Here is a 24,567-nt window from a genome sequence, read left to right on the forward strand (position 1 = left end):
ATTAAAGTGCTTATGTGAACTATTTATTATCTAAACGACGGCCAATATAACCTAATATTGAGCCAATTGTAAATAACGTTATTACATATACCAGATCTAGTAATTGATTATTTAAGTCAATCATAGGATGAATAAAAAAGGTAAATATAATAATTATAATTAAGAATATAACGCCAGCACTTATTCTATATTTCATTATAGACACCTCGCAGTTAGATTTAATTTTATAATAATATAGTTAAATATAAATTATCAAAATTTAATCACCTTTAATCTAAAAGAACTATTTAGAAATAGATTACTAAAGTGGCTTAATTAGAATCTCCAAATAGTTTATTTATTATGCTATTGTAAAAGTATAAAGTTAAAAAGGAGTTAGCATAATGGGATTATTTTTTGTGTTTTTGCCGTTATTGGCTTTTGTTATAGTTATGTTAATAGGGTGGATTTGTACAAAAATATTCATACGCTAATTATATAAAAAGGATTTTTTAAAATGTATAAATATAAAATTTATAATAATTTCTCAACTAGGCCGTTAAAAATAATAGATGAAGATAGTGAGAAGGTAGTCGGGTATGTGCAAAAAGATTATTCTAATATTTTCACACGAATTATTGATTTTGTAGGTGAAGGGAAATTTTTCAATAATTTTAAAGTATATACTAAGAACAACAATTTAGTATTTAAGTCTAATCAAATAAGTCCATTTAAATATAAACACTTTAATATAGAATTTATCACACATAAAACCAAGAAATTCACTTTTAAATTAACAAATGAAAATAAACTAAATTCGTTCAAAGAAGCTAATTTTTATCTAATGAATAAACAGTATAGATTAGATAATAGTTCAAACGACTGGGCATATATAATTAATGAAGAACAACAAAAGATTGCTAAATGTAAAAGTGATATTGCTATTCCTGTTACTGTTTATTTTGAATTACTAGATGAGGAAATGAAAGAATATGAGTTGTTATTTATAGGAATATTTCACAGTTATTTATTTAGTGGCTAAAGCTAATAATTATTAAAAGTGTTTTAATCTACTAAGAAATCATGTGTTTAAATTTGTCGCTCTTACACTTATATAATTGAGTTCTCTATACTATGTTATATTTGTGGCAAATAAGATTACATAAAGGATGGTTAACTTGAATGTTTATGTAGCGTTGTTACTGGGCTTAATCTTCGTAATACTGTATGCAATTGTTTGTACATTATTTTATAACTTGAATTATAGAAGAATGAATAATAAAGAAAATATGAATAGAAAACAGATTACTATAAATTTAGTAGGTCATGGCATCATTGCTATATTTTTAGTAGGGGTGGCTATATATTTATCTTATTTTAAATGATTTTGAGCGAAAACTTATAAAGTGAATTAGGATGTATTGTTCAACTAAGCTAGCTTGTTAATAATTTGCTAGGTGTGGTAAATATAAGTAAAAGTATTTGGAGGCGAGTGGTATGGAGTTAATAAGCAAAATTATTACTTTCACTATGTCGACATTTTCAAATTGGTCGGGAAGTAATCAGTTATTCAAAGATATTAAAGATGGTTTTAAAAGAAAACGTAGTCATTAGTGTCGAAAAGAAAATTTAGGGAAAGTATATCTTAAATAGTAAAAAACGTATGAAAGGACTAACATCTTTGGAATATAAAACACTCAAGAAACTCTTTTATATGTGTGGCTGGGAAAAATTTGAGGTTGAGTATAGTAGAAGGGTAAAAGATTTTTCATCGTTTGTAACTGAATTTATTATTCATCCAATACAAGATGAAAACCCAATGAGGCATATTAATTATCCATTATTTTTTACTCTCAATAAAGAATTAATATTAAATTTAGAAAGTATCCTTAATAATACTGCTAGAATAAAACATTTTTCTTTGATTATAACTCCATTAGCCAGAAAATTTTATCTCAGATGTTTATTGATAAATGAATTACAAAGTACAAATGAAATAGAGAGTATTAAAAGCTCTAAGCAAGAAATAGCAGCGTCGCTTAATAAAGTAAAAGGAGAAAATAAACGTTTCGATGGTCTTGTTAACCAGTATATTATGATTGAAAGTCGTAACGTGGAGTTAAATTCTGTGGGTGATATTCGTAAAATTTTCGATTCTATTGTTTCGAGTGAAATTAAAGAAAAAGACTTACCTGACGGAGAAATGTTTAGAAAACAATCCATAGGCGTATATGATAATTCAAAAAGCAAATGGGTTCATCGAAACGAGTTTACAGAACCAGAAATTTACGAATATTTAACGAAATTGTTGAGTTTTATTAAGCATTACGATGCACCGGCTATTTATAAAATAATGGCTAGCCATTATATGTTTGAATACATTCATCCATTTTATGATGGGAATGGGAGAGTCGGACGTTATATCTTGGCTAAATTATTAAATGATAATTTGGATCCCTTTACAGCACTTACGTTTTCATATGTAGTAAATAATAATAAAAATAAATATTATAAATCATTTGAAGAAACATCTGATTATTTCAATAAAGGGGAGCTAACCCAATTCATTAATGACATGTTGCAATTATTAATTGAAGGGCAACATAATATCATTGAAAGCTTTAAAAATAATATAGAAATAATTACAAGATTGGCTCAATCATTAGAGTATATTGCGACAAATAAATATGAATTTAACGTTCTATTTATACTCTTGCAAGATAAAGTGTTTGGTAGTGAATATTCGAGAATAAGTATTAAAGAGGTTACAGAACTTATCGAGTGTTCAAGAAACAAAGTAAATGAAGTGATTGTGAAGTTTGAAGATAAATTGATTAAATTAAAAAGCAATCCTGTGGTATATGAAATTAAAGAAAGTTATATAGAAGAATTGCTTTCACTTAATCCCGAGCAGTACACTTAACACAATTAGGCAATGAAGCAAGAAGTGAGTCACAAAAAATTACATGTATGCATGATCAATAATCAACTAAGCAAAAAGGCGCTATTTCCCTTCTTACCTATTAAAATAAAATTGTAAGTTTAATAGATAAAGGGGTGAAATCAAGTGACAGACGTATTCGGTTTCATTAAAAAAGTAGTCGATTTCTTAAGTTCTATCTTAGTACATGGCGAACCTAAATAATTAACTTAACGATAATAGAAAAAGCAACTGCCCGTCGATGAATATATAAATTTCGTCAACGGGCAATTTTTATGATTTATTTTGAAAATTGATATAACCCTTTTAGCCAGTCTTGGTGGCCATTAATCATTGGATGGGTTGGGTCGTTTGCTAAGTCTACTGCTGGATGTCCTAATTGAGATTCTTGAGTAAGTATACGTAAACGATTATGATCTAGTGTTTCTATTAACCATGCATGATAAACTTCTAAATAATCATCGCCTGTCGCATCATTCCATCCTCGCCAAGCGATTCGTGCTATTTGATTTGTATAATCAACATTAAATTCTTCGACTTTCGCATTAATACCAAAACCGAATGTTTCAAATTTGAAATTAGCATTATCGAATAACTCGGTAGATTCAGTGTTTTCAATATTGATGTTACTACTATTTTCATAATATTTTTCCCATTGAGCAGTATCAATTAAATTCTTCACAACGGTATCAAACTCTAACTCTTTTATAATTAATTCGTTTGATGCGAAATTATCAGTTAAACCAGGTAACCATTTTTTAGGCCATTGGATTGCATTCATCATTTATATCACAGTCCTTTTTTATTGATGAATTTATCCTATCATCGTGACTTGAGATTGAGAAGAAGGCACTTTAAAGTAAGATACTTTCTTTTTGGTAACTACACATCTTTATTTTTTTATATAATCACCCATATAATCTTCTCCCCATTGACACATTTCAGTTAAAATATTTTTTAAAGTATAACCATAGTCTGTTAAGAAATATTCAGTTTTTGGTGGCACCTCAGGATAAATCACTTTTTCGATTAAACCATCTTCTTTAAGTTCTTTTAATTGTTGACTCAACATTTTAGGTGTTGCTTGGGGAAGACGTTTTTGTAGCTCATTGTAGCGTAACGTTTTTTCTTCAAGTAAATACCATAAAATAATAGGTTTATGCTTTCCGCCAATTAAACTAATAATTGCTTCAACAGGACAATTAAATTCTTTATGTTTCATCATTTATACCTCACTTAAGTAGATGAAGTCATCATTTTATATTAAGGACATTATCTTATAATTTTATAATTTTTGAAAATGGAAAAGCTTGTCATAAATATGAATATCTATAAATATTTAGAAGAGTATATTACAATAGAATAGTTACAAATCATGAATTTCAGGGGTGCTATGTGTAATGAAATGGATATTATTTGATAAAGATGGAACGTTAATTGAATTCGATAAAAGTTGGGAGAAGATTGGTCTTCGCCTTGTAGATAGCTTTTTAGATGAATTTCCTGTAGAGAATAAAGAAGAAGCGCATCGTCAATTAGGTGTCGTGGATAATGCAATCTTACCTGAATCAGTAATGGGGTCTGGCTCTCTGGATCAAATAGTCGATGCATTTAACAACATTGCTGACGAAGATGTCTCAACTTGGACGCGTAACACGAGTCAGCACTTAGTCGATACGCGTGTGCCAGAGAATAATTGGATTGATGGCGTTTACGATATGATTAAATCTTTGAAAAATGAAGGCTACAACATTGGTATCGTGACTAGTGACTCTAAAAAAGGGGCACTACAATTTCTAGAGGCTACAAATTCAAAAGATGCTTTCGATCTCGTTATTTCTACGGAAGCACATGCTGCTGAAAAACCCAATCCGGCTGTACTCAAGCCACTATTTGATAGTTATGATGTGAAAGCTGAAGACGTGGTCATCGTAGGTGATACTAATAATGATATGAAGACGAAGGTCAATGCGAAGTTAGGTTTAGCCATTGGGGTATTAAGTGGTATTGCGAAAAAAGAAGAACTTGTAGATGCTGATGTCATTGTTGAAACTGCCGTCAGTGTACCGGAAGTCTTAAAAACACATTTTGAAAATAAATAATATAACAAGGGTCAGCGACATAAATCTAATGTTATTTTAAAGAGTTCGTGTCCCTATCCTCATCAAGTTGAATAGAGATGATAAAAGTAAGGTTTTAACGTCTTATCATCTCAATCAACTATTGCCAAAAATAAAAGCTGAGACATTTTTGTATAAATATCTCAGCTTTCGAATAAAATAATGGTTTCATATAGTTTTAGTTTCTATTATCAACATTGCGATAGGTATTAATTACATGGGCAATCTTATCAATAATAGGGTCAAGTGAATCTGGATTTTGATGAATGTCATATTCATTAATGTTTACGCGTACGACAGGACAAGCGTTGAAGTTATTAATCCAATCGTCATAACGTTTAAATAGTTTTTTCCAATATTCAGGATCAGTATTAATTTCCATATCGCGACCACGGGCTTTAATACGCTCAATAACCTCGTCATAATCACATTCCAAATAAATTAAAGCATCTGGTTTTGGGAAGTAGGGTGTCATAACCATCGCATTGAAGAGTTCGGAATAAGTCTTGAAGTCATCTTCACTCATCGTTCCTTGCTCCTCATGCATCTTCGCAAAAATATCAACATCTTCATAAATGGAACGATCTTGAATAAATCCTCCACCATACTCAAACATGCGTTTTTGTTCTTTAAAACGCTCTGCTAAAAAATAAATTTGTAAGTGAAAACTCCAACGTTCAAAATCATCATAAAATTTATCTAAATAAGGATTATGATCTACATTTTCAAAAGAAGTCTTAAAATCTAATTTATCAGCTAATGCTTGTGTTAACGTTGATTTACCTACACCAACAGTACCTGCAATGGTGATAATCGCATTTTGAGGTAGTCCATAGTTATTCATTTCCAATATCTCCTATCATAGGTTTAATTTGTTCTAAGATGTAATCGTAATCTGCCTCATTATTTACAAAATCAATCTCGCTTGTATTGATTAAAATCACATTTTCGCCATTTTGTTTTAATGAGTTGTAAAAAGCTAGGTAATCTTGTTTTAGTGTTAATAAATAGTCATCTTCAATTTGATGCTCAAAGCTACGATTTCGTTTGGCGATGCGTTGTTTTAAAACATCTAGATGAGCATCTAAGAAAATAATCATATTTGGCATTTGGATATCTTCGGTTAAAATATTAAAAATGCGATCAAATTTATCAAATTCTGTATCATCTAACGTATTTCGCGCAAAAATTTTATTTTTATATATATGGTAATCGCTTACCACACCTTGAGTCATTTTGGCGATATCTTTGGCTTGTTTGTAGCGATTGCATAAAAAGAACATTTCCGTTTGAAAACTCCATTTAGAAATATCATCGTAAAAGTCTGATAAAAATGGATTTTCATCAATAATTTCTCGTTCTTCATAATAGTTTAATGTTTGGCTTAGTTTGTGAGCTAAAGAAGACTTTCCTACACCGATAGGACCTTCGATCGCGATAAATGGTTTATTCATAATCACATCTCCAAATGTTAAAATAGACAATGAGTATTGTATCACAAGTGAGGTAGGACACACATGGCAAATGATGAATATTATATGAAATTAGCTATAGCAGAAGCAAAGAAAGCACAGCGACTAGGAGAAGTTCCCATAGGGGCGATTATTGTAAAAAATGATGAAGTGATTGCGCGTGCACACAATTTAAGAGAAACTGCCCAACAACCAACTGCACACGCAGAACATATTGCCATAGAGCGCGCAGCTAAAGAAGTTGGAAGTTGGCGTTTAGAAGAGTGCACGTTATACGTAACGCTTGAGCCATGTGTTATGTGTGCTGGAGCTATTGTAATGAGTCGCATTCCTCGTGTAGTGTTTGGCGCGATGGATCCTAAAGGTGGTTGTAGCGGAAGTTTAATGAATTTAGTAGAAGAACCTCGCTTTAATCACAGAGCCACGGTGGTTTCTGGTATTCTTGAAAAGGATTGTGGAGACTTATTACGTCAATTCTTCCGTGAACTTCGAGCGAGAAAGTCTAAATCAAACACTTAATCGTACAAAGTGATATAAATTTGTTAAAATAAACACGGTAAATAAGTTTGAATTCTACATATGTTGGCTGTTTGAATGCCCATTTTCAAAAAATAAAAATTAAAAACTGTGATAGATAAAGTTAATGAAACGAGGTAACTGGATGATTAAATTAATAGCAACGGATATGGATGGTACATTATTAAATGCAGCGCATGAGATATCTCAAGAAAATATCGAGGCGATTAAATATGCGCAGTCACAAGGAATTACTGTCGTGATTGCTACGGGGCGTGCGTTCTATGAAGCTAATACGCCGGTAGCAGAGACGGACTTGAGTGTGCCATACATATGCTTGAATGGTGCAGAAGTGCGTGATGAGTCATTTAATATTATGAGTACGTCTAATTTAAATCATGAATTAGTACAACGTATTAAAGGAATTTTAAATAGAGAAGATGTTTACTATCAAATTTATACAAATAGAGGAATTTATACAGAAGATCCGACACGTGATTTAGATATCTACTTAGATATAGCTAAACAAGCTGGTCAAGAAGCGGATGTTGAAAAGATAAAAGCAGGAATTCAAAAACGTATTGAGAATGGCACTTTAAAAGTAGTAGACAGTTATGAAGATATTGAAGATATTCCGGGCGAATTAATTATGAAAGTGCTGGCCTTTAATCCAGATGTCGACAAGATTAATGCTATTGGAAATGAACTTTCTACTATTCCGAGTTTAGCAATTTCTTCATCATCACGAGGAAACCTAGAGATTACACATTTTGATGCACAAAAAGGGACAGCCCTTGAAACCATTGCGGATAAGTTGAATATAGATCTTAAAGATGTAATGGCATTGGGTGATAATCTAAATGACGTTTCAATGTTAGAACGCGTTGGTTACCCGGTCGCTATGGAAAATGCCATGCCAGAAGTGAAGGCCAATGCTAAATTGGTTACAGATACTAATGAAAATAGCGGTGTTGGCAAAGCAATTATGAAATTATTAAATGAAGAAAATAAATAATTTAAGAGGTGTTATAGAAAAATGAAAGGACTTATTATTGTAGGTAGTGCTAAAGTAGGTTCACATACTAACGCATTAGCGAAATACTTAGTAGGACAATTCGATAACCATGATATAGATGTAGATATTTATGATTTAGCAGAAAGACCATTAAATCAATTAGATTTTTCAGGTACGACTCATTCTACTGATACAGTAAAAGCCAATACAAAAGATTTTCAAGATAAAGTAATGGAAGCGGATTTCTTAGTACTTGGTACGCCAAATTATCATGGGTCTTACTCCGGAATTTTGAAAAATGCTTTGGACCACGTCAACATGGATTATTTTAAAATGAAACCAATCGGACTTATTGGTAATAGTGGTGGCATTGTAAGTTCAGAACCATTATCTCATTTACGTGTTATTGTTAGAAGCTTGTTAGGTATCGCTGTACCTACTCAAATCGCCACGCATGATTCGGATTACAATAAATTAGACGATGGAACGCTTTATTTAGATGATGAACAGTTCCAATTACGTGCAAAATTATTTGTTGATCAAATCGTATCATTTGTTAACAATAGCCCATATGAACATTTAAAATAAAAAAATTAATTATATTAAAAAACACAATTATAATAGAAGAAACTAATCTGAAGAGCGGTTAATACCGCTCTTTTTTTGTTTTTTATAAATAATATGTTTTAGTATACTAAATTTAAAATTTGGTTATATAATTATTTTTTGAATATTTTTAGTTGATATCTCAATAAATTTAGCATAATTTACATTATTTTTTATTGTTTCTTATTTTTTTAATCTACATATATGGTATATTATATTTTTATTTAAATAGCATTTAATTTATTCATGTTTGAATTTATAAAACATAAATAATACATAAACTATTTAAATATTTTATGTAATTTCTTCAGGGTGGAGTTATTTTAATTATTAATTAGGAATGGTTAGATTTGAAAAAAAGAAAACAGAAAAGATTGGATTTTCTACCGAATAAACAAAATAAATATTCGATAAGAAAATTCACAGTTGGAACAGCCTCAATTTTAGTCGGTGCAACTTTAATTTTTGGTGCAGGACATGATGAAGCAAAAGCCGCTGAAACTAACCAAACAGAGAGCGAAAGTAATCAAAACAATACAGATGTTTCAAAAGAGAGTGCATCACAAAATATAGCTTCACAAGAAACTAACACAAATTCAGAACAAGTTTCAACATCAGAGAAAGCAACTGAGGAGACAACAGAACAACCTTCAACAGAAGAAAAAGCTACTAAAGAAACAACAGAACAACCTTCAACAGAAGAAAAAGCTACTGAGGAAACAACAGAGCAACCTTCAACAGAAGAAAAAGCTACTAAAGAAACAACAGAGCAGCCTTCAACAGAAGAAAAAGCCACTGAAGCAACAGTAGAACAACCTTCAACAGAAGAAAAAGCAACTGAGGAGACAACAGAGCAACCTTCAACAGAAGAAAAAGCCACTGAGGAAACAACAGAACAACCTTCAACAGAAGAAAAAGCCACTGAAGCAACAGAGCAACCTTCAACAGAAGAGAAAGCAACTGAGAAAACAACAGAACAGTCTTCAACAGAAGAAAAAGCAACTGAAGCAACAGTAGAACAACCTTCAACAGAAGAAAAAGCAACTGAAGCAACAGTAGAACAACCTTCAACAGAAGAGAAAACAACTGAAGCAACAACAGAACAACCTTCAACAGAAAGAAGAAATAACGTAGAAGTGCCACAAAGTGTATCTACTGAAAATATTAATGAAGTAGTTAGCAATGTAGAAAATGCAACTACTGAAAAAGATAAAAAAGCCGCATTAACTAATTATGTAGCGAGTACATATGACGTTTCATCAGATGAAGCTAAAGCTAACGTAGATAAATTAAATTTAGATTATAATAATTTAAATGAAAATGAATTATTAGGAGCTTTAGTGCAAACTGATTCAAATAGAAAAGATGCAGAAACAAATTATGCAACGCCACGTTCGATGGCCTCCACACCAAGAGTTGTTAACCGTTTAGCAGTTAACAAATTAGCTGCTGAACAAGCAGGTACTAACGTAGACAACTTAATTACGGTAACTAGTCAAACAATAACTGAAGGTCAACGTAATGATGACACAATTCAAGCTCACGATGGAGAAAGTATTGTTTACACGTCAACATTTAAAGTCGATGACGCTGTAAAATCTGGAGATACAATGACGGTTCATTATGATCCAAATACTATTCCTTCAGATTTAACTAAAGATTATAACCCAGTAGATATTGTTGATCCATCAGGCGAAATAATTGCGACAGGTACATTTGATGAAGCTAATAAAACATCAACTTATACATTTACAGATTATGTAGATAAATATGAAAATGTAACTGCGAGACTTGAAACTAATTCATATATCGATAAAAAAGATGTACCAAATGAAAAAACAATTAACTTATCCTATGGAACAGCTGTAAAAACGGTTAATAAAGAAATAGATGTTGATTATCAAGATCCAATTGTTCAAGATGCTTCTAATGTTGAATCAATTTTTAGTAATCTAGATTTAGATAATAATAAGATTGAACAGACAGTTTATGTTAACCCACTTAAATTAAATGCAAATGGCACTTCTTTATTAATTAAAAGTGGTGGTGTATATGATGATGGAGGCTTTTACACTGGTGAGGGCAGTACAATCATAGATGATAATACTGAAATTAAAATTTATAAAGTTAGAAATGACCAAGATTTACCACAAAGTAATAAAATCTTTGATTACAGTCAATATGAAGATGTGACTGATTCATTCAATATAGATAAAAATTATGCTAGAAATATGGCAAATATAGATTTTGGAGATATCGATTCTGCATATGTAGTTAAAGTTGTCAGTGGTTTTACTCCTGGTGCTGAAGATGATTTATCTATCCAACAAGGTGTAAGGATGACTACATTAAATTCTTATGGAAACGCATCATGGGCAGGATACACAAACACTATTTTATCAACATATGATAGTGGTGGTGGTAGTGGTACTGAAACACCAGAAAAACTTTATAAAATTGGTAATTATGTATGGGAAGATGTAGATAAAGATGGCATCCAAGGTACAGATAATAATGAAAAACCAATTAGCGGTGTAAAAGTAACTTTAAATTATCCAGATGGTACAACTAAATCAGTAAGAACAGATTCAAATGGATACTATGAATTTGATAATTTATACGATGGAGAAACATATACAGTTACTTTTGAAACTCCAGCTGGTTACACACCTACAAAAGTAAATGTTGGGGATGAATCATTAGATTCAAATGGAAGTTCTGTGACAGTAACTATTAATGGCGAAGATGATATGACATTGGATAGTGGATTCTATAAAGATGATTCAGACGGCGATGCTGATGCGGATGCCGACGCAGATGCCGATGCTGACGCAGATGCCGACGCTGACGCAGATGCCGACGCGGATGCTGACGCTGACGCTGATGCTGATGCTGACGCTGATGCAGATGCCGACGCAGATGCCGACGCCGATGCTGACGCTGATGCTGATGCAGACGCCGATGCTGACGCTGATACTGATGCAGATGCGGATGCCGACGCTGATGCTGATGCTGATGCAGACTCAGATGCCGATGCAGATGCAGATGCCGACTCAGATGCAGACGCTGACGCAGATGCCGACGCCGATGCCGATGCAGACTCAGATATGGAAAAAGATCATTACAATCACCATAGTCATAATGGAAGTCATGAAAAAGTAAATAATAATCACGATAAATCATTACCAGACACTGGTAATAATGACCAAACTAACGGTACATTATTCGCTTCATTATTTGCGGCAGTAGGTGCGTTATTCTTAACAGGTGGACGTCGTAAGAAAGATAATGAAGAAAAATAATCTTTTAAACTTTCATAAATGTGAAAGTGAAAAACCAGGCCTCTTACTAGGCCTGGTTTTATTTTAAGTAATATGATATATATGTATAACTTATTAAGTTAAAGTAATAAATATTACGGAGGAATTTATGGATTTTGAAAATAAAATTAAAAAATTTTTATCTGAGGTAAAAGAGAAAACTTCAATTAATAATTATATTTTTGTTAGTATTGGCCGACCTCATGCCAAAGCTCAGGTAAAATTATTAAAAAAAACAACCTATATTGAACAAGACATCGCTAAATTAGGATTGAAATTTAAAAAGAAAACGGGGGCTTATCCTACATGGATTAAGTTGGATCTTGTTCAATCAACTGAAAACGTACGATTTAAAGATTTAAAAGACGAATTAATTCATACGCGACGCAATTATATCGATTACGGGATTGCGTTTGATAATCAATGGAACTTTGCCGTGTTATCTGAAGAGATTAATGCGAATGCCTTTGTTCGTCCGGAGAAGAATGGGAAACAATTATATATATCTGAACAAAATATCAATAATTATCTTAGAAAATACACGACACACAATAAAGGGTTTACGATCGATTTTTATAATGAAAAAGAAGTCATCAAGTTTTATACGAAAGGCTTCATGTTAGATGATGGGGAAGTATTTGAATTACATGGTAGAGGTTACGATAAAGGCTTAAGAATGGTTAATGATTTACATACCGAAATCGATCATTTAATTGAGCAGAGCAGTCATTTCCTCCAAAATATGATTCAAGATAATGGTCGATATATATATGGCTATTTCCCACATTTTGATAATGAAATTAATTTCTATAATATTTTAAGACATTCTTCATCGACGTATGCATTAATTGAAGGTTTAACCTATTTAGGTCAAGATATACAGCCAGTTGAAAAAGCGATTGATTATATTATCGACCACTATATCTTTGAACAAGATGGCAAAGCCTACGTTTTTGACGATACAGAAGATATCAATGAAATTAAATTAGGTCAAAATGCGTCATTTATTTTCGCAGTATGTGAATATTTAAACCACCATACGAACCCACGATATTTAGAGTATGCACAAAAAGTCGCACATGGCATTTTATCGATGATTGATAAAGCTACATTTGAAACGACACATATATTAAACTACCCAGATTTATCAGTAAAAGAACAATTTAGAATTATCTATTATGATGGAGAGGCAGCTTTAGCGCTTTTACGTTTGTATCAACAAGATCAAAATGGCACTTGGTTAACGACCGTCGAGCATTTAATGGACCGATTTATTGATCAAGACTATTGGCAATATCATGATCACTGGCTTGGATATTGTACAAATGAATTAGTCCAAATTAACCCTCAAGACAAGTATTTCGAGTTCGGTATTAAAAACGTAAATAGTCACTTAGAATATATAGAACAACGTGATACAACGTTCCCGACGTTTTTAGAAATGTTAATGGCAACGTATAACTTAATTCAAAAAGCGAAAGCTACAGGCCACGAAGCATTGGTCGAACAGTTAATTGATGAACAATATTTTATTGACGTAATTCATTCTAGAGCGAAACATCAACGAACAGGATTCTTCTATCCTGAAATTGCGATGTATTTTAAAAATCCAGCCCAAATTTTAGGAAGTTTCTTTATTAAACATCATGGTTACCGCGTTCGAATTGATGATATTGAACACTATCTTTCAGGTTACGTTCAATACCAAAAAGCTTTTAAAAAGTAAAAATTAATATTGGGTTTATAACTTTAATACTTAATCAAATATTTTTATGAACTAGGGCACTTAATAGGTGCTCTAGTTTTTCTATAATAAGATGCTGATTTCTTCCACTTTAATGTACTAATTTCTTCTATTTTAATATGTAAATATTTTTTAATTAAATTTCCTTCTAGGTCTATTGAGCGCATTAACATAAAGTGTATTTTAACTTCTTTCAAAAACTATCTACACTTTTGGTAGCGCTTTCAAAAAATATGGTAAAATGATGAGGTAAAGTAACTTTTCAACAAAGGGCGGGGGAATAAAAATGAAAAAGTATCGTTACTTTATTATTGTCATGATTATTATTATGACTATGATTAATTACATAGACAGAGGCGCAATTTCATATGCACAAAAGGATATTATAAGCGAATATGGTTTTGACACTATAGCTTGGGGCAAGATTCTTGGCTATTTCGGATATGGATATATGTTTGGTTCTCTTGTAGGCGGATTAACGGCTGATAAAAGGGGCCCTAAATTCGTTTGGATTATAGCAGGGACAGCATGGTCTATTACTGAAATAGCGATGGCATTTGCTGGGGAGCTAGGTATGGCATTATTCGGTGGTTCAGCCATCTTAGGATTCGGTATTCTCAGAGTTCTGTTTGGTGTAGCTGAAGGGCCAGTATTTTCAATTATTAGTAAAACAAACGCAAACTGGGCGGCACCAAAAGATCGTGGTTTATTATCTGCGCTAGGTTTAATTGGCGTGCCACTCGGTGCTTTAATTACGGCACCTATCGTTTCTGGATTTTTAACAATAGCGAGTTGGAAATTATTATTTATTATTTTAGGGGCGTTAGGATTAGTATGGGTTGTGATATGGGCCTTTGTATTCACTGACTACCCAGAAGATAATAAGCGTGTCTCAAAAGAAGAATTAAATGAAATTCGTTCGACTACTAATAGCTTAAATGATGAAAAGACAATCGAAACTGAAACGGTAAAGAACGAAAAATGGTATCACTTCTTTAAAAGCCCGACATTGGTTGGAAATATGTTTGGTTATTTTGGCTTTCAATACGTTAACTTTTTAATCTTAACGTGGACGCCTAAATATTTACAAGATGAGTATCATTTTGAAATTCATTCGTTATGGTATTTAGGAATGGTCCCATGGATCGGTGCATGTTTTACGATTTATTTCGGTGGTCATATCTCTGACTGGCTTCGTGAAAAAACAGGCAGCCTGCGTATAGCAAGATCCTATTTTGCGATGGGTGGCATGATTTGTGCAGCGATTTGTTTTTTAATTATTCCATTTACACATAGTATTGTTGCTATCATGATATTGATGATGATAGGTAATGCCTTTATCTTTTTACCTAATGGTGTTTATTGGTCTGTTATCATTGATACGGCACCGAATAAAACAGGTACATATGGCGGGATTACTCACTTCTTCGTTAATTCTGCAACCGTAATTGCACCTACATTAACAGGTTATTTAGTGGCAAGTTTCGGTTATTCATCAATGTTTATTTCTGCAGTGATTGCTTCAATCATCAGTATTGTAGCGATGAGTTTTGTTAAACCTGGACAGAAAAGAATGGCAAAGCATTAATAATTTTATACATTATAAAAAGCAGTTGTCTCGTATTCTCCGAGACGACTGCTTTTTAATTTAGAGTAGATAAGGATATTTATAAGTTGCGCATGTAGAAAATGACTAACGAAACTTAATAAATAATTGTCCTAAAAAACTCTATTTTCTATATTTTAATTTCGCAAATGCGTCATGTTGGTGGATAGATTCTTCGTTACGACATTCAATGTCGAAGCCGTCAATCCAATCAAATTCAACTAGATCAGCAGCAACTAAACGAATTAAATCTTCAACGAAACGAGGATTTTCATATGCACGTTCAGTTACACGTTTTTCATCTGGACGTTTTAAAATTGGATACAAGATTGAACTTGCATTAGCTTCCATGGCGTCTAGAATTTTATCTTTATAGTCATCAACTACATCATTATCTTTGTCTAAATAGACTTTTACAGTCACGATGCCGCGTTGGTTATGCGCAGAATATTCACTGATTTCTTTAGAACAAGGGCATAATGTTGTCACACTTGCTTCAATTGTAATTTCTTTACGTGTTATTTTATCTTGTTCAATCGCTAAACCGTACGTTACATCAGCATTGCCCACAGCTTTAATATTAGTCACAGGGCTAAAACGGTCGAAGAACCATTTTCCAGAAACATCAACGCCGGCAGAATTTTGGTTCATATTCGTTTGAAGCGTACGTAATACTTGATAAAGTGTGTTGAAATTGAGTTCTAAACCGTTGTTGTAGTGCTTTTCAACACTTTCTAAGATACGGCTCATGTTAATGCCTTTTTCATCTTTATTTAAACTTGTTGAAAAGCTAAAACGACCGGTAGTTTGGAAACGATCAATATTAACCGGATAAATTAAATTTTTAATACCAACTTCTTCTATTTCAAACAAAAAATTCTTATGAGTACTTTGCAAGTCTGTCATTTCACTTTTAGTTGTAGGTTTTGTACCTTTAACTGGGTCAACTGAGCCAAAATGTTTCCAACGACCCTCGCGTGTGGATAAATCAAATTCAGTCATCATTTACCTCCCCTTAAGATTCAAAATGATATGTCCAATAAGGTTCAACATCTAAGAAACTTTGTGTTTCTCCGCCAACTTCAGGACTAGCAAGTTGTTGTAAGAAAGGACCAGTTTGAGATGCATGGGCCTCAAACGCTTTCATTTTCAGTTCTTTATATTGGCTAATATCATTTAAAATATCTGGTTCACCTAATACTTCAGGTGCATCATTACTAAATGCCACAAGTTGTAATCTTGGACGTTGTTCTTTTGGCATGCGTTCAACAGTTCTAACTACTGCTTCGGCTGTAGCTTCATGATCTGGATGGACTGCAAATTTTGGATAGAAAGAAATAATCACTGAAGGATTTGTTTCTTCAATTAAATTCTTCACCATAGCGTCCATTTGATCATGGGGCTCAAACTCTACCGTTTTATCTCGTAATCCCATTTTGCGTAAATCAGTAATACCAATTACCTTCATCGCTTCTTCAAGTTCACGTTCGCGAATATCAGGTAACGATTCTCTTGTCGCAAAAGGGGGATTTCCCAAATTACGTCCCATTTGACCTAATGTTAAGCAGGCGTAAGTGACTGGGACGCCATTATCGATATAGCTTGCAATCGTGCCAGCTGATGAGAAGGTCTCATCATCAGGGTGTGGGAATATCATTAACACGTGTCTTTCATCTTTCATGAATAAGCCTCCTCTATACTGTAAATGGCTTTTCACTAATTTCGAGTGTAGCAGCCAATTGTCCTTCGTAGTTAAATCCTGCAATTAAGAATTCATTATCATCATTTATTTCATAATGAGTTAGTCCTTGAACATAGACCCAACCGCCATCGCGAAGTTTTAGACCAACTCGATAGGGATCTTTGTCTCCGCCTTTAAGTTGCGCATGTTCATATGTTGCTTGTATATTTCTTAAAAATGTTCCCGCATTAAAGACACGTTGATCGAAATGGTTAGCATATGCACCATTAGTCGTTTCAACGTGTAAGAATACAGGTTTATTTTCGAATGATGTTAATAATCGTTGTACTTCTTCAGCGTTAATGAGTTCCAACACTTTCACTCCTTGCAACCATTCAATGTGTTTATCTATTTATTTTACTAAAAAGAATGGATGAATTGTATATCTCTGCTCAATTTATTTATAAAAAATTGTATTTTTAGTCAAAATAAGATGATTTGCTTTAATAATATGAAGAAAAACGAAACGATATGAACTTAAAAAAACGATATCGTTTAAAATGTGCCTAAATGGGTACACTATGAAATGTGAAAGAAAAAACTAGAGTGTTGAGGTTGAGTAGCGATAATTATTTTTTCTAGAGAATAAATAATTAATAGCCAATCTTTCAACTCATCGAAAGGATGTTTGCATTGGAATTACAATTAGCAATCGATTTATTAAATAAAGAAGAAGCAGCAGAATTAGCTAAAAAAGTTGAGGAATATGTAGATATCGTAGAAATCGGTACACCTATCGTTATTAATGAAGGTTTACCATCAGTACAACACTTAAATGAAAATATTAATAATGCAAAAGTATTAGCAGACCTTAAAATTATGGACGCAGCAGACTATGAAGTTAGCCAAGCAATTAAATTTGGCGCAGATGTCGTTACTATTTTAGGTGTAGCAGAAGATGCTTCAATTAAAGCAGCAGTTGAAGAAGCACATAAACATGATAAACAATTATTAGTAGATATGATCGCAGTTCAAGATTTAGAACAACGTGCGAAAGAATTAGATGAAATGGGCGCTGACTATATTGCAGTGCATACTGGTTATGACTTACAAGCAGAAGGTCAATCACCATTAGATAGTTTACGTACTGTAAAATCTGTAATTAAAAATTCTAAAGTAGCTGTAGCTGGTGGTATTAAACCAGACACTATTAAAGACATTGTGGCAGAAGGCCCAGACTTAGTTATTGTCGGTGGCGGTATTGCCAATGCTGATGACCCTGTAGAAGCAGCTAAACAATGTCGTGAAGCGATTGAAGGTAAATAATGATGTCTCAATTTACAAATTATCGTCTGATTCTTGATGAATTAGATCGTACATTATCTCATGTTCAAGACGAACAATATGATCGTTTTGCCAATGATATTAATGGCGCACAAAGAATATTTACGGCTGGTAAAGGCCGTTCAGGGTTTATAGCGAACAGTTTCGCTATGCGTCTTAATCAATTAGGTAAAGAAGCGTTTGTAGTAGGTGAATCTACTACACCTTCTATTAAAGAACATGATTTGTTCATTATTTTATCTGGTTCCGGTTCAACAGAACACTTGCGTTTGTTAGCAGATAAAGCGCAATCTGTTGGAGCAAAAGTGGTACTATTAACGACAAAATCTGATTCTCCAATTGGCGAATTAGCAGAAACTATCATTGAGCTTCCGGCTGGAACAAAACATGATGCAGAAGGGTCAGAACAACCCTTAGGCAGTTTATTCGAACAAGCGTCACTTCTATTTTTAGATAGTGTCGTACTTGGATTAATGGAAACATTCAATGTTGATGAAGAAACTATGCAAAGTAATCATGCGAATTTAGAGTAAAATATATAGTAAGCAGTCCAGGACAGTAATGTTTTGGACTGTTTTTTTATACTTTCTTTATTACTAGTTGGTCTTCTTGGATTAAGTCTATGATACTTTTGAAATTTGGCAGTAGTTGTCTGAAATGAAGATACGTTCGAGCCTCACTTTCTTCATTCCTAGTCAACCTTGCCGGGGCGGGACGACGAAATCTTTGAAATTACATTAGATTTCTGCCTCGCTCCCTATTTTTTTATGTGCGCAAAATTTTATATAATGTTAACATATTATAAAATAAAGTTGACATTAAGAGGGTTAAACTATGTTAGAAATTTTACGTAAACTTCAAGATTATGCGATATCCCAACCTGATTGTATTGCACTTCAATTTGATGGTGAAACGTTAACATATAAAGAGTTATATCAAACAGTGATACATACTAAACCTCAGTTTCCTAATCTACAAGAAGGCACACGTGTAGGTTTATTAAGTGATGCACCTATGAGTAATATGATTCATTACTTTGCTATATTAATGAGTCGTGGTGTACCTTGTTTTCTAGATGCACAATGGTCGCAAATAACAATTGATGAATTAATTGATACATACCATATTGAGTACGTTATGTCTTCAGATAAAAGATTATTGCCTACATCTTCTCATGAAGTCGGCCCCCACATCGAAGAGGAACAGTCTCAAATCACACAACTATTACATATTGGATTTACTTCTGGCACCACTGGGTTACCAAAGGCATATTATCGTAATGAACCCTCATGGCTTGCCTCTTACGCTGAAAATGAAAAACTCTTACACCATAATGAACGTCTACTAATCGCGCCAGGACCACTGGCACATTCGTTATCATTATATACTTGCATCTTCGCATTGTATTCGGGAAGAACATTTGTCGGACAGCGTAGTTTTAACGCACGAAAGCTGATGCTTCAATTACAACAACAAACTCAACATTGCGCACTCTTCCTTGTACCTACGATGTTGTATCAAATTATTAATTTAGATATGCAATGTGCTTGTCTTACCTCGATATTTAGCAGTGGCGCTAAGCTATCGCCGCAATTATTTCAACAAGTGACGCATCAATTTTCAAAAGCCAATATAATTGAATTCTTTGGCACGTCAGAAGCAAGTTTTATTAGCTACAATTTTAATCAAACTGCGCCTACACAATCAGTCGGTTATATTTTTAACAATGTTAAATTACGATTGGAAGAGCAAGATGATAACAATATTGGGTTACTTAAAGTACAAAGTAATATGATTTATTCAGGCTATGTTAACCGTAAAGTTGTGTTACCGAATAGTTGGATTGAGACGGGCGATTTCGCTTACATCAAAGATCATCATCTTTATTTAGTCGGTCGGAAAAGTGAGCGACTAATTATAGGGGGCAAGAATGTTTACCCTAATGCAATTGAATACCGCGTTAAACAGTTAGATGGCATAGAGGAAGCGGTAGTGATTGGGGAGCCGCATCGTCGTTTTGGTGAGATTGCGGTGCTTATCTATATAGGGAATCGCGAACTTGATTATGTAACTTTGCGACGTTATTTACAACAAACTTTATCACGGTATGAGGTGCCTTCTAAGCTTGTGAAGGTAAAGACGTTGCCTTATACCAATAGTGGTAAGGTTGCGCGTGGTAGCGTTCGATCACTTTATTTAAAGGGGGCGTTTAAATCGTGAGAGAAGCAGTCATAGTATGGGCTAAGCGGACACCGTTTGGTAAGTATGGCGGGACGTTAAAACACTTAGAACCTGAGGCGTTAGTTTTACCACTTTTTCAAAAAATAAAAAAAGAATATCCTACGATAATGGATCAAATTGATGATGTGGTGTTAGGTAATATTGTCGGTAATGGTGGGAATATTGCGCGTAAGGCGTTGTTGGAAGCGGGTTTGAGTGATGCAATCCCTGGTGTAACGGTGGATCGTCAATGTGGTTCGGGTTTAGAGAGTATTATTTATGCGTGTCGGATGGTGCAGTGTGGGGCTGGGCGTATCTATATTGCGGGTGGCGTGGAGAGTACGAGTCGTGCACCGTGGAAGATGAAGCGTCCACAATCGGTGTATGAGACACAGTTACCACAGTTTTATGAGCGTGCGTCATTTGCGCCTGAAGGTCAGGATCCGAGTATGGTTGAAGCGGCGGAACATGTAGCGCAGTATTATAATGTATCGCGTGAAGACCAAGATGCGTTTGCGTTACGGAGTCATCAACTGACGTCTCAACATTTTGACAACGGAGATATTAGTCGTGAAATTGAGCCATTGAAAGTGAAGGGGGAATGGTTTAATAGGGATGAAAGTATTAAACCAACGTTAAATGAGAGACGTTTAAATCGTTTGCGTCCTTTATTACCTGAAGGCACGGTGACGGCTGGTAATTGTTGTATGAAGAATGATGGAGCGGCGCTAGCTTTAGTCATGGATAAAGAGATGGCTGAAGCGCTAGGGATTTCCGAGGGTCTCGTCTTTAAGGATGCAGTTACAACAGGGGTTAATCCTACAGTGTTAGGCATTGGACCGGTGCCGGCTGTTTCTAAATTATTACATAAACAAGGGTTAGCGATAGAAGATATCGATGCCGTAGAGTTAAATGAAGCGTTTAGTTCACAAGTATTAGCTTCTATAAATGAGTTGCATCTATGCATGAATCGAGTGAATCGCTGGGGTGGCGCAATTGCGTCTGGACATCCGTATAGTGCAAGTGGTGCAGCTTTAGTCACGCGTCTGTTTAATATGCATGATTGGAAATTAGGTATTGCTACTATGGGTATCGGAGGAGGAATGGGTAATGCGGTTCTCTTTGAAAAGTGGGGACACGGAAGCACAACATGTGAGATTTAGGGAACAAGACGTGCGTAACTATTGTGAAATAATAGGGTATGACTACGATGGCGTGGTTCCAACTTTAATGTGTGCACAACTTTGGCCAAAATTTGAGATGTTTCAATCATTTTTAGGTGAAGAAATTATGTTAGTTCGCACTAAAGTTGAAAAGTATGAAAATTTAGAAAGTAACATACAATATTGTGCATATTTAACGCATAAACGCTCTACTGAGGTAAAGCAATTTGACCAATTTATCTTTGAATTAAAAATAAATAATAATGATAAAACATGTATGATTATCGAACAAACTTTTATAAAAGAGGTATCGTCGTATGACTTTTAATAATGAGTTAGTGACACAATATTTAAAGTTATTAAAAGATCATAATCCAATACATACTCACATTGTTCCTGGTCAGCTTATCGTTGAAAAAGCCTTTTTAATATGTAAAGTGAATTGGGAAAAATACAGCATTAAATATCTTCAAACCACTATTGTTGATGAGTTTGTGGGATTTTTGATGGTTTCGGAAAGTAAAATTATAGTGAAAAATGAGAGAAATGAAATAAAAATTACTATTGTAAAAAAAGGCTAAATCATTTTTTATTATAGTAGTGAATTTTGGAATGAAAAGACTTGAAATGTAAGCGAATTCACTAATTATCTTTAAATTCTGTAAAATGAATATTATTGTATTTTTGAATTTAAATTAAATTTAATAAATTTGACAAGATACATTAGGTCTGTATAATTATGTAACATAAATAGAAAGAGTGTTACAGATCATGGACTTTGAAAAAGATAGAATTAACATGGTGGATGCTCAGACAGCAAAGAAAACGGTCTTTGCCACGGGTATTGGTAATGCCATGGAGTGGTTCGACTTTGGTGTGTACGCTTATACAACAGCCTACATTGGCGCGAATTTCTTTTCACCAGTTCAGAATCCTCAAATCCAACAAATATTTACTTTCGCAGCATTAGCGATTGCTTTCCTATTACGACCAATAGGGGGCATAGTATTTGGTATTATTGGCGATAAATTTGGACGTAAAGTTGTATTAACAACCACAATTATTTTAATGGCCTTATCTACATTGACTATCGGTGTTTTACCGAACTATGACATGATAGGTTTATGGGCGCCGGCGCTCTTGTTGCTTGCTAGGGTCCTACAAGGTTTCTCAACTGGTGGGGAATATGCAGGTGCAATGACATATATTGCAGAAATATCACCAGATAAAAAACGTAACAGCCTAGGTAGTGGTCTTGAAATAGGTACATTATCAGGTTACATCGCAGCTTCAATTATGATTGCGTTACTAAGTTTCTTCTTAAATGATGCACAAATGGAAGCTTGGGGTTGGAGAATTCCATTTATCTTAGGTTTATTCCTTGGATTATTTGGCCTTTATTTACGTCGTAAACTTGAAGAGTCTCCAATTTATGAACAAGATGTAGTAGAATCACCAGCACGTGATAATATTGGTTTCTTTACGATTATTCGTTACTATTTCAAAGACATTCTTGTTTGTTTCGTAGCAGTAGTCTTCTTTAACGTAACGAACTATACAGTAACTGCTTATTTACCAACTTATTTAGGCCAAGTAGTTAAAGTAGATGAAACAACAACAAGTTTATTAATTACATGTGTTATGGCAGTCATGATTCCGTTAGCGTTATTCTTTGGTAAACTTGCAGATAAAATCGGTGAGAAGAAAGTCTTCTTAATCGGTACAGCTGGTTTAACATTATTCAGCATTATAGCATTTAGTTTATTAAATACACATTCACTACCATTTATTATTTTAGGTGTATTTATTCTAGGTTTCTTCTTATCAACATATGAAGCGACTATGCCTGGTTCATTACCAACGATGTTCTTTACACATATTAGATATCGTACATTAGCGGTTACGTTTAATGTCTCTGTATCATTATTTGGTGGTACGACACCATTAGTGAACTCTTGGTTAGTACATGAAACTGGTAATATTTATGCGCCAGCATATTATTTAACTGCCATTAGTATTATTGGCTTTATTGTGATCGCATTACTTCACGTAAGTACTGCTGGAAAATCACTCAAAGGTTCATACCCTAGTGTCGATAATAAACAAGATCTTCAATACTATGAAACGCATCCTAAAAAAGCATTATGGTGGATTAGAAACAAGAAGAATAAAAAAGCATAAGCTTTAGTAACAAATTCTTGGTAATACTAAATACTTGAAGATGAGATTTCGGATAGAGATCACTCATCTTCAAGTATTTTTTGTATTTTGACTATATGTGGGATTTTATAATCTATATAAGAGTGGGACATTATAAAAAGGGTGTTATGTTTCAATAATGCAAGGTAGATGGTTAAATAAGCAATCCTTAATACATAAAAGTATAGCGTCAATGTTAGTTCGGCTTAAAGTTACTCTCTAAGCTTCCAAAGGGGGACAATCCTTGGCTAACATTGACGCTATTTTTATAAGGTGAGTTAGGAATGATTAATGAGTTTTCAAGCTACTTAGTGTTAGGGGCATAAGCACTTAAAAATCAATTTTTAGGAATAATTCATCTGTTTGAATTCTCAATCTGGAAAACACTTTTTGTACTTCTTGGTGTTAACTTGACTTAATAATACATTTTCATATTATCAAGGTCACTTTCAAGTAGAGAGAGCAATTTATAAATCTGATTTTTATTAAACGTTTCATCGAATTTTACCGTAATCGTCTTGAAAGTTTTAGTGATGATTTCATACATTGGGGTACCATTTTCTATATTTTGTTTGTAGATAATCATGATGTGTGATTCCTCCTTTGCCTCTCTACACTTAATATAGTAAGGCATTTTCCTA

24 protein-coding genes are annotated in these 24,567 nt (G+C 33.6%); 16 read left to right on the top strand and 8 right to left on the bottom strand.

The annotated features are described in order from the left end of the window. Positions 1 to 496: 496 nt before the first annotated feature. Positions 497 to 1,021, top strand: a complete 525-nt coding sequence (locus FH144_RS09625) for a tubby C-terminal domain-like protein (RefSeq protein WP_198610841.1) — start codon at positions 497 to 499, stop codon at positions 1,019 to 1,021. A 621-nt stretch (positions 1,022 to 1,642) separates the two neighbouring features. After that, on the top strand, positions 1,643 to 2,902 hold the full coding sequence (locus FH144_RS09630) for a Fic family protein (RefSeq protein ID WP_242315452.1): 1,260 nt from the start codon (positions 1,643 to 1,645) through the stop codon (positions 2,900 to 2,902). A 298-nt stretch (positions 2,903 to 3,200) separates the two neighbouring features. Here FH144_RS09630 and FH144_RS09635 read toward each other — a convergent pair whose 3' ends face one another. Together FH144_RS09635 and FH144_RS09640 are read right to left on the bottom strand one after the other, a co-directional pair. Next, positions 3,201 to 3,704: an SRPBCC family protein gene (locus FH144_RS09635; protein WP_242315460.1), complete on the bottom strand. Its 504-nt coding sequence runs from the start codon at positions 3,702 to 3,704 to the stop codon at positions 3,201 to 3,203. A gap of 108 nt (positions 3,705 to 3,812) precedes the next feature. Next, positions 3,813 to 4,142: a winged helix-turn-helix transcriptional regulator gene (locus tag FH144_RS09640; RefSeq protein WP_242315463.1), complete on the bottom strand. Its 330-nt coding sequence runs from the start codon at positions 4,140 to 4,142 to the stop codon at positions 3,813 to 3,815. Positions 4,143 to 4,320: 178 nt separating this feature from the next. Between FH144_RS09640 and FH144_RS09645 the strand changes: the two genes are divergently transcribed. Next, positions 4,321 to 5,022 carry an HAD family hydrolase gene (locus tag FH144_RS09645; RefSeq protein ID WP_242315464.1) on the top strand — a complete coding sequence of 234 codons (702 nt, stop codon included), beginning with the start codon at positions 4,321 to 4,323 and terminating at the stop codon, positions 5,020 to 5,022. Between the two features lie 196 nt (positions 5,023 to 5,218). Here the strand turns inward: FH144_RS09645 and FH144_RS09650 are convergent, their stop codons facing one another. Continuing rightward, on the bottom strand, positions 5,219 to 5,884 hold the full coding sequence (locus FH144_RS09650; protein WP_242315466.1) for a deoxynucleoside kinase: 666 nt from the start codon (positions 5,882 to 5,884) through the stop codon (positions 5,219 to 5,221). After that, positions 5,877 to 6,494: a deoxynucleoside kinase gene (locus FH144_RS09655; protein ID WP_242315468.1), complete on the bottom strand. Its 618-nt coding sequence runs from the start codon at positions 6,492 to 6,494 to the stop codon at positions 5,877 to 5,879. The genes FH144_RS09650 and FH144_RS09655 overlap by 8 nt, the downstream gene beginning before the upstream one ends. A 63-nt stretch (positions 6,495 to 6,557) precedes the next feature. Between FH144_RS09655 and tadA the strand changes: the two genes are divergently transcribed. The 6 genes from tadA (at position 6,558) to FH144_RS09685 (ending at position 15,301) form a co-directional block, all read left to right on the top strand. Next, positions 6,558 to 7,031: a tRNA adenosine(34) deaminase TadA gene (gene tadA / locus FH144_RS09660; protein WP_107507858.1), complete on the top strand. Its 474-nt coding sequence runs from the start codon at positions 6,558 to 6,560 to the stop codon at positions 7,029 to 7,031. 142 nt (positions 7,032 to 7,173) lie between these two features. Continuing rightward, positions 7,174 to 8,043 (top strand): Cof-type HAD-IIB family hydrolase, encoded by an 870-nt coding sequence (locus tag FH144_RS09665; protein WP_198610849.1) that lies wholly within the window; start codon positions 7,174 to 7,176, stop codon positions 8,041 to 8,043. 21 nt (positions 8,044 to 8,064) lie between these two features. Further along, the gene (locus tag FH144_RS09670) at positions 8,065 to 8,631 is read left to right on the top strand and encodes an NADPH-dependent FMN reductase (protein ID WP_107507860.1); all 567 of its coding nucleotides are present in this window, start codon (positions 8,065 to 8,067) and stop codon (positions 8,629 to 8,631) included. A gap of 368 nt (positions 8,632 to 8,999) precedes the next feature. After that, positions 9,000 to 11,951, top strand: coding sequence for a fibrinogen-binding adhesin SdrG C-terminal domain-containing protein (locus FH144_RS09675; RefSeq protein ID WP_242315471.1), 2,952 nt, complete (start codon positions 9,000 to 9,002; stop codon positions 11,949 to 11,951). Positions 11,952 to 12,078: 127 nt separating this feature from the next. Further along, the gene (locus FH144_RS09680; protein ID WP_242315480.1) at positions 12,079 to 13,695 is read left to right on the top strand and encodes a poly(glycerol-phosphate) alpha-glucosyltransferase; all 1,617 of its coding nucleotides are present in this window, start codon (positions 12,079 to 12,081) and stop codon (positions 13,693 to 13,695) included. Between the two features lie 304 nt (positions 13,696 to 13,999). Continuing rightward, positions 14,000 to 15,301, top strand: coding sequence for an MFS transporter (locus FH144_RS09685; RefSeq protein WP_242315482.1), 1,302 nt, complete (start codon positions 14,000 to 14,002; stop codon positions 15,299 to 15,301). A gap of 141 nt (positions 15,302 to 15,442) precedes the next feature. On the opposite strand, the gene folE2 is transcribed toward FH144_RS09685, so the two are convergent. Genes folE2 through FH144_RS09700 form a run of 3 tightly spaced genes read right to left on the bottom strand, consistent with a single transcriptional unit; the run spans position 15,443 to position 17,376 of the window. Beyond that, entirely contained in the window at positions 15,443 to 16,321 is an 879-nt protein-coding gene (gene folE2, locus FH144_RS09690) for a GTP cyclohydrolase FolE2 (protein ID WP_242315485.1), read from the bottom strand. 13 nt (positions 16,322 to 16,334) lie between these two features. Next, positions 16,335 to 17,000 carry a bacillithiol biosynthesis deacetylase BshB2 gene (gene bshB2, locus FH144_RS09695; RefSeq protein WP_198610853.1) on the bottom strand — a complete coding sequence of 222 codons (666 nt, stop codon included), beginning with the start codon at positions 16,998 to 17,000 and terminating at the stop codon, positions 16,335 to 16,337. A gap of 13 nt (positions 17,001 to 17,013) precedes the next feature. Continuing rightward, positions 17,014 to 17,376, bottom strand: coding sequence for a YojF family protein (locus FH144_RS09700; protein WP_242315487.1), 363 nt, complete (start codon positions 17,374 to 17,376; stop codon positions 17,014 to 17,016). 317 nt (positions 17,377 to 17,693) lie between these two features. Here FH144_RS09700 and hxlA point away from each other — a divergent pair, with 317 nt between their 5' ends. The 7 genes from hxlA (at position 17,694) to FH144_RS09735 (ending at position 23,908) form a co-directional block, all read left to right on the top strand. Continuing rightward, positions 17,694 to 18,326, top strand: coding sequence for a 3-hexulose-6-phosphate synthase (gene hxlA / locus FH144_RS09705; RefSeq protein WP_107507214.1), 633 nt, complete (start codon positions 17,694 to 17,696; stop codon positions 18,324 to 18,326). A 2-nt stretch (positions 18,327 to 18,328) separates the two neighbouring features. After that, the gene (gene hxlB / locus FH144_RS09710; protein WP_107507222.1) at positions 18,329 to 18,877 is read left to right on the top strand and encodes a 6-phospho-3-hexuloisomerase; all 549 of its coding nucleotides are present in this window, start codon (positions 18,329 to 18,331) and stop codon (positions 18,875 to 18,877) included. A 301-nt stretch (positions 18,878 to 19,178) separates the two neighbouring features. Beyond that, positions 19,179 to 20,564, top strand: a complete 1,386-nt coding sequence (locus FH144_RS09715) for an AMP-binding protein (protein WP_242315489.1) — start codon at positions 19,179 to 19,181, stop codon at positions 20,562 to 20,564. Continuing rightward, complete coding sequence (locus tag FH144_RS09720) at positions 20,561 to 21,727, top strand: thiolase family protein (RefSeq protein WP_242315491.1); 1,167 nt, start codon at positions 20,561 to 20,563, stop codon at positions 21,725 to 21,727. Before FH144_RS09715 ends, FH144_RS09720 begins: the two co-directional genes overlap by 4 nt. After that, positions 21,675 to 22,055, top strand: coding sequence for a protein VraC (locus FH144_RS09725; protein ID WP_242315493.1), 381 nt, complete (start codon positions 21,675 to 21,677; stop codon positions 22,053 to 22,055). The genes FH144_RS09720 and FH144_RS09725 overlap by 53 nt, the downstream gene beginning before the upstream one ends. Continuing rightward, a complete protein-coding gene (locus tag FH144_RS09730; protein ID WP_242315495.1) occupies positions 22,045 to 22,308 on the top strand; it encodes a hypothetical protein in 264 nt (87 codons plus the stop codon). The genes FH144_RS09725 and FH144_RS09730 overlap by 11 nt, the downstream gene beginning before the upstream one ends. 190 nt (positions 22,309 to 22,498) lie before the next feature. Then, a complete protein-coding gene (locus tag FH144_RS09735) occupies positions 22,499 to 23,908 on the top strand; it encodes an MFS transporter (protein ID WP_242315497.1) in 1,410 nt (469 codons plus the stop codon). A gap of 433 nt (positions 23,909 to 24,341) precedes the next feature. Here the strand turns inward: FH144_RS09735 and vraX are convergent, their stop codons facing one another. Further along, a complete protein-coding gene (gene vraX / locus FH144_RS09740; RefSeq protein WP_242315499.1) occupies positions 24,342 to 24,512 on the bottom strand; it encodes a C1q-binding complement inhibitor VraX in 171 nt (56 codons plus the stop codon). Between the last annotated feature and the right edge of the window lie 55 nt (positions 24,513 to 24,567).

Source organism: Staphylococcus sp. acrmy (genome assembly GCF_022690565.1).
Classification (GTDB): domain Bacteria; phylum Bacillota; class Bacilli; order Staphylococcales; family Staphylococcaceae; genus Staphylococcus; species Staphylococcus caledonicus.